General features: G+C 70.9%; 6 protein-coding genes and 1 pseudogene. 2 read left to right on the top strand and 5 right to left on the bottom strand.

Annotated features, from left to right (window positions below; translation table 11 throughout):
* Together VGD44_RS20180 and pdeM are read left to right on the top strand one after the other, a co-directional pair.
* Positions 1 to 1,313, top strand: a pseudogene (locus tag VGD44_RS20180) (DNA ligase-associated DEXH box helicase); the annotation flags it as partial.
* Positions 1,310 to 2,035 (top strand): ligase-associated DNA damage response endonuclease PdeM, encoded by a 726-nt coding sequence (gene pdeM / locus VGD44_RS20175; RefSeq protein ID WP_331090174.1) that lies wholly within the window; start codon positions 1,310 to 1,312, stop codon positions 2,033 to 2,035. The pseudogene VGD44_RS20180 and the gene pdeM, both read left to right, overlap by 4 nt.
* Before the next feature lie 55 nt (positions 2,036 to 2,090).
* On the opposite strand, the gene VGD44_RS20170 is transcribed toward pdeM, so the two are convergent.
* From VGD44_RS20170 to VGD44_RS20150, 5 genes are all read right to left on the bottom strand, one after another.
* Positions 2,091 to 2,339, bottom strand: a complete 249-nt coding sequence (locus VGD44_RS20170) for a hypothetical protein (protein ID WP_331090173.1) — start codon at positions 2,337 to 2,339, stop codon at positions 2,091 to 2,093.
* A 238-nt stretch (positions 2,340 to 2,577) separates the two neighbouring features.
* A complete protein-coding gene (locus VGD44_RS20165) occupies positions 2,578 to 2,952 on the bottom strand; it encodes a VOC family protein (protein WP_331090172.1) in 375 nt (124 codons plus the stop codon).
* Between the two features lie 79 nt (positions 2,953 to 3,031).
* Positions 3,032 to 3,955: a formylglycine-generating enzyme family protein gene (locus tag VGD44_RS20160; RefSeq protein WP_331090171.1), complete on the bottom strand. Its 924-nt coding sequence runs from the start codon at positions 3,953 to 3,955 to the stop codon at positions 3,032 to 3,034.
* A 445-nt stretch (positions 3,956 to 4,400) separates the two neighbouring features.
* Positions 4,401 to 4,646, bottom strand: coding sequence for a hypothetical protein (locus tag VGD44_RS20155; RefSeq protein WP_331090170.1), 246 nt, complete (start codon positions 4,644 to 4,646; stop codon positions 4,401 to 4,403).
* A gap of 101 nt (positions 4,647 to 4,747) precedes the next feature.
* Positions 4,748 to 5,404: a hypothetical protein gene (locus VGD44_RS20150; RefSeq protein ID WP_331090169.1), complete on the bottom strand. Its 657-nt coding sequence runs from the start codon at positions 5,402 to 5,404 to the stop codon at positions 4,748 to 4,750.
* Positions 5,405 to 5,659 lie beyond the last annotated feature (255 nt).

The raw sequence follows: 5,659 nt of genomic DNA, 5'->3' as shown, positions 1-5,659 counted from the left end.
CCATCGCCGAGAACCGACTGGACGGCGACCCGCCGCGCGTGGGCGCCCTCGACGTCCTGGCGCAGCACGTCATGGGCTGCGCCGTCTCCGAGCCCTTCGACCTGCTGGAGCTCTACGACGAGGTCCGCAGCGCCGGCCCCTACCGCGACCTGCCCTGGGAAGACTTCGAGCAGGTCGTCGATTTCGTCTCCACCGGCGGCTACGCGCTCAAGACCTACGACCGATTCAGACGCATCGTGCAGGGACAAGACGGGAAGTGGCGCGTCCGCAACCTGCAGACCGCCCAGCGTCATCGGCTGAACGTGGGGGCCATCGTGTCACCGGCCATGCTGTCCGTCCGCATCGCCACCCGCCGCGGGGGCGGCCGCAAGATCGGCGAGATCGAGGAGGGCATGCTCGAGATGCTCGACCCCGGCGACACGTTCATCTTCGGCGGCCAGGTCTGGGCGCTGGTGGGCATCACCAACCTCGACGTCTTGGTCAGCCCCGCCGCGCACAAGGACCCCAAGATGCCGTCCTGGGGCTCGTCCAAGTTCGCGCTCTCCACCTATCTCGCCAAGCGCGTGCGCCAGCTGATGTTCGACCAGGACCACTGGGCCGTCCTGCCCTCCGACGTCCGCGAGTGGCTGGAGCTGCAGCGCGACAAGTCGCTGATCGTCGGCGAGGACGAGCTGCTGCTCGAGACCTTCCCGCACCACAAGCGCAACTTCCTGGTCTGCTACCCCTTCGAGGGCCGCTTGGCCCACACCACGCTCGCCATGCTGCTGACGCGCCGGCTGGAGCGGCTGGGCGTCGGTCCGCTGGGGTTTGTCTGCAACGACTACTCCATGGCGGTCTGGGCGCTGGAGCCGATGGACCGCCTGAACCTCGACGAGCTGTTCGCCGAAGACATGCTGGGCGACGACCTGGAGTCCTGGCTGCAGGAGAGCTTCATGATGAAGCGGGCCTTCAAGGGCTGCGCGATCATCTCAGGCCTGATCGAGAAGCGCTTTCCGGGCGCCGAGCAGAAGACCGGCCGCCAGATCACCTTCTCGACCGACCTGATCTACGACGTCCTGCGCCGCCACCAGCCCGACCACCTCCTGCTGCGCTGCGCGCGGGCCGATGCGGCGAGCGGCCTCATCGACGTGGCGCGGCTGGGCGACATGCTGGCGCGCATCCGGGGCCGGATCCGCCATTCGGCCCTGGAGCACCTTTCGCCGTTCTCGGTGCCGATCCTGTTGGAGATCGGCAAGGAACGCTCGCCGGGCGACGCCCGCGAGACCATCCTGGCCGAGGCGGAAGCCGATCTCATTGCCGAGGCTATCCAGTGAACGACGTCGTTGTGCAGACCTACGCCTTCGCCGCCGCGTCCTGCGGCGGGCTGGCGCTGCGCGTGCGCAACACGGCCGTCGTGTTCCGGGCCTCGGGCGCGCTCTGGCTGGAGGCCAGCCGCACGCTGGTCGTCGCCGACCTGCATCTGGAGAAGGGCTCGGCCTACGCCTCGCGCGGCCAGCTTCTGCCGCCCTACGACACCCGCGAGACCCTGCGCCGCCTCGAGGCTGAGGTCGCCGCGCTGACGCCCGCCGCCGTCGTCCTGCTGGGCGACACCTTCCATGACCGGAAATCCGAAGAGCGCCTCGCCCCCGACGACGGCGCCCGCCTGGCCGAGCTGGCCGATGGCCGCCGCCTGGTCTGGGTGATCGGCAACCACGACGCCGACGGCCCGCGGCGCCTGCCCGGAGACGTCGCCGACGAGATCGCGTTCGAAGGCCTGCTCTTCCGCCACGAGCCCCAGGCCGGCCCGCAGCCCGGCGAGGTGGCCGGCCACCTGCATCCCGCCGCCCGCGTCGCCGCCCCGCGCGGCTCGGTCCGCCGCCGCTGCTTCGTCACCGACGCCGAACGGATCATCCTGCCGGCCTTCGGCGCCTACGCGGGTGGTCTCAACGTCCGCGACCCGGCTTTCTCAGGCCTGTTCGCCCGGCAGCCGCTCGCCGGAGCCCTAGGCCCCACCCGCGTCCGCGCCGTCGGCTGGCGCCAACTGGCTCCGGACTAGCTAGTCCCCCCCGGGGGGACCACGAAGGCGCTGACGCGCGCAGAGGCCTCCGGGCCTAGCAGCCCGGGCCCGAGCACGCCGGCGCGTTCGCCCCGCGCTTGCTCATCGCCGCGGCGTCCCGCTCGCGCCGCTTCTCCCACTCCTCGGGCGTTGCGCAGATGCGCTTCTTGAAATGCGACCCCATCTGCGCCTCCTCGACGCAGACCTTCTTCGGCTTCTCGGCCTTCGCCGGCTCTGCCGGTCTCTCCGTTCCCGCGGGCGCGGCCGCCTGGGCCAGCGCGAGCACCAGGATCATCCCCAGCATCCTCAGTCCCCCTCTTGCACGTCCCGCTTGCGTAACAACGTTCGGTTTGTTGATTCTTCGCAAAATTCAGAGCTTTAGTACACGTATTACCGAACCCCGGCGCGTCGCCGTCAGCACTCCGACGCGCGCTGTCGGCTCCGGTCTTCCGTCACCTGCCCGCGAGCCGCTCCCCCCATCGCGGGAACATCCGAAGGCGGGACCGGACGGCCACGCGGCGGCCGCCCGGTCACCTCCCGCGCTACATCCGGTAGAGCCCGCACAGCTTGTTGCCGTCCGGGTCGCGCAGGTAGGCCAGGTACATCTTCCCACCCGTCCCCTCGCGCACGCCCGGCGGATCCTCGATCGACGTCCCGCCGTTCGCCACGCCGGCCGCGTGCCAGGCGTCGGCCTGCTCGGCCGAGGCGCAGGCGAAGCCCACGGTGCTGCCGTTGCCGATCGTGGCCGCCTCGCCGTCGATCGGCAGCGAGGCCGCGAACACGCCGGCCGGCGTGCGCCAGAACACCCGATGCCGGTCCACGAACCCGGGCGCCACGCCCAGCGCGCCCAGCGTTGCGTCATAGAACGCCTTCGCCCGGTCCAGATCGTTCACCCCCACCATCACATGCGAGAACATCGCCACGCCTCCTCGAGATTGTCCGGAGCGTAGAGCGCCCGCGCCGGCCCGCGGCGTCAACGGTCGGCGGCCCCTCGGCCTACACGTCCCTCACGCAGCGGAACCCGATGTGCGACGTCGAGGTGTCGGCCTCCAGGGGGTGGCGCGCCGCCGGGCGGTAGCGGCGGCAGTAGCTTTCGGCGCAGAGGTGCGAGCCGCCCTTGATCACCCGCCGCGCCGTCGGGCCCGGCGTCCGCGGATTGTCGGCCACGCAGCACGGTCGCGCCGGCGCCTCGGCCAGGCCGTAGGCGTCCGTGGTGATCTCCCAGACGTTGCCGATCATGTCGAAGAGCCCATAGCCGTTCGGCGCATACGACCGCACCGGCGAGGTCCGCACCCAGCCGTCGGTCTCCAGGTTCTCGAACGGAAAGCGCCCCTGCCAGTAGTTGGCCTGCGGCCGCCCGCCCGGCTCGAACTCATCGCCCCAGGCGAAGTCCGCGCCCTCCAGCCCGCCGCGGGCCGCATACTCCCACTCGGCCTCGCTCGGCAGCCGTTTGCCCGCCCACGCGGCATAGGCCGCCGCGTCGGCATAGGTCACGTGCACGACCGGGTGCTCGGCCAGCGCGTCCCACGCCGGGCCGTCCACGCCCCACGGCGCCCGCCAGCTCGCCCCGAACGCATAGTCCCACCAGCGCCCGGGCTCATCCAGCGGCACGGGCCCCGCCGTCATCCGGAACACCGCCGAGCCGGCCCGCAGCATCGCCGGGTCCGCGCCCGGATAGTCTTCGGCTCGCGGCGCAATCTCGGCGAACGTCACGTGCCCGCTCGCCGCCACGAACGCGGCGAACTGCGCGTTCGTCACCGGCGTCTCGTCGATCCAGAACGGGTCCACAGCCACTCGCCGCACCGGCGCTTCTTCCGGATATCGCTCCTCGGCGCCCATCGCGAACACCCCGCCGGGCAGGCGGCGCATGCCGTCGCGCAAGGGCAGGTCGGAGAGGCGGGAAGGGGGGGCGTCCGTCATCGCCCCCCGGGATACGCTAGCGCAGCCCGAAGAACCACAGCACGGCCAGCACCACGACGATCAGGCCGACGATGTAGATGATCCTGTTCATGGGTATTCTCCTCCAGCCTTGGCCAAAGGACCGCCCACGCTAAAGGTTCCAGCGGGCCCGGACTCCGCCCGCAGAGGACCGCCCCGGCCGCCCCTCGAAATTGCCGCCGATCACGACGGAACCGCCTGAGTTTTCGGGCTTTTCGCTGATTGCCTCGTCCCCAACGAGGCGTGAGAGAGACTTGGCCCCCAGCGGGCGAACCGATGGGGGCCGTTTTTTGATTGGCCCCCTCATCCCCCGTTCCCGCGCGCCTGTCGAGCGCGCGGCCTGTCGCAGTCCGAAACTGTCGCAGACCCGACATGCGAACGCCGCCGGGCGCGGGCCCCGGCGGCGTCAGCAGTTCAGCGGTCGAGGCTACTTCTTCGACGGGCTGGTGTCGGGCGTGTTGGCTGTGGTCGCGCCGGCGTCGGCGTTGCCTGCTTGCTGCTCGATCGCGTCAGCCTGGGCGTTCAGCTGGGTCTCCGCCGCTTCGTTCGGCGTCGCGGCGGCCTGGGATTCCAGCTTGTCGGCGGTGGCTTCGGCGGCCTTGTCCTGCTTGCTTTCGCAGGCGGCGAGCGAGACGGCCCCGAGGGCGGCGACGAGGGTGATGGCGAGGCGCATGAACAGTCCCTTCCTTCTGGGTTTGCGGGTTGCTGAGGGCTCAAAGCGCACAAAACCGTGATTGGTTGCGCAGGTTGCTGGAACTGGGTGAAAGCGGCCCGCTAGTCCCCGCCGCAGCCTCCGCCGCCGTCGCCGCCGCTGTCTCCACTGCAGCCGTCCCCGTCCCCGCCGCTCCCGCAAGAGCCGATGTGCGAGGCGCAGTAGACCGACCCGTCCGCCGCCGCGTCCCCGCGCGCCCCGGCCTGCCGGCAGTCCAGCGCGTAGGTAAACCCGCCCGGGATCGCCAGCTGGGCGTCGATGGCGAACAGCAGCGGCAGCCGCCCCGGCGCCTTGGGGTCGAGCCCCTCGTCCTTGCAGGCCAGCCGCCACGACCGGCGGATGCCGGCCTGGGCGTCGATCGGCGAGCGCATCGCCTCAGCCGGCGTGTGGTGCAGGAACCGCCCCATCACCTGGAAGCAGAAGTCCTGGTAGGCCCGCGTCGACAGGATGAACTCGTGCCAGGCCGTATCCACCGCCCGGCTCGGCATCGCCACGCGCCGCCCCTGCGCGAGGATCGAGATGGCGAAGAACTGCCGCAGCCCCTCCAGCACCGCCTCGCACTCATCGTCGCTGAGGTCAGGGTAGGCGCTCCGCACCCTGGCCCCGATGTGATCTGGAAAGCGGAACTGCGCCAGACGGCTAAGCCGATACCGGGGCAGGAGAACCCCTGTGAGGATCAAGGCGGCGGCGACCGCCACGGCGATCAAAGACAAATCCATCCACGGCGACTTTTACGAAACAAGCGTGACAGTTGCGTGACGGCCCCCGGGGCGCAACCCGCCACCGCCGCTCCTCCCCTGTCGCGAAGACGACGGGGGAGGGGGACCGCGCCCGCAGAGGGCGTGGTGGAGGGGGCGAGCCCCAGCCCCCGCCAACCCGAGAGCCAGCCTTGTCCCACCGGCGACAGATGACTTAAGCTGAGCCAGGGCGACCGGAGGGGCGCACATGCCGAGCGGCGGCTGGAGGAGACGGTG

The organism is Phenylobacterium sp., from assembly GCF_036402295.1.
Lineage (GTDB): Bacteria > Pseudomonadota > Alphaproteobacteria > Caulobacterales > Caulobacteraceae > Phenylobacterium.
This window is presented reverse-complemented; position numbering and strand designations above follow the sequence as displayed.

Coding starts and splice junctions, on each gene's coding strand:
- VGD44_RS20170 (WP_331090173.1), bottom strand. CDS start 2,339: ATGCTGGGGATGATCCTGGTGCTCGCGCTGGCCCAGGCGGCCGCGCCC.
- VGD44_RS20165 (WP_331090172.1), bottom strand. CDS start 2,952: ATGTTCTCGCATGTGATGGTGGGGGTGAACGATCTGGACCGGGCGAAG.
- VGD44_RS20160 (WP_331090171.1), bottom strand. CDS start 3,955: ATGACGGACGCCCCCCCTTCCCGCCTCTCCGACCTGCCCTTGCGCGAC.
- VGD44_RS20155 (WP_331090170.1), bottom strand. CDS start 4,646: ATGCGCCTCGCCATCACCCTCGTCGCCGCCCTCGGGGCCGTCTCGCTC.
- VGD44_RS20150 (WP_331090169.1), bottom strand. CDS start 5,404: ATGGATTTGTCTTTGATCGCCGTGGCGGTCGCCGCCGCCTTGATCCTC.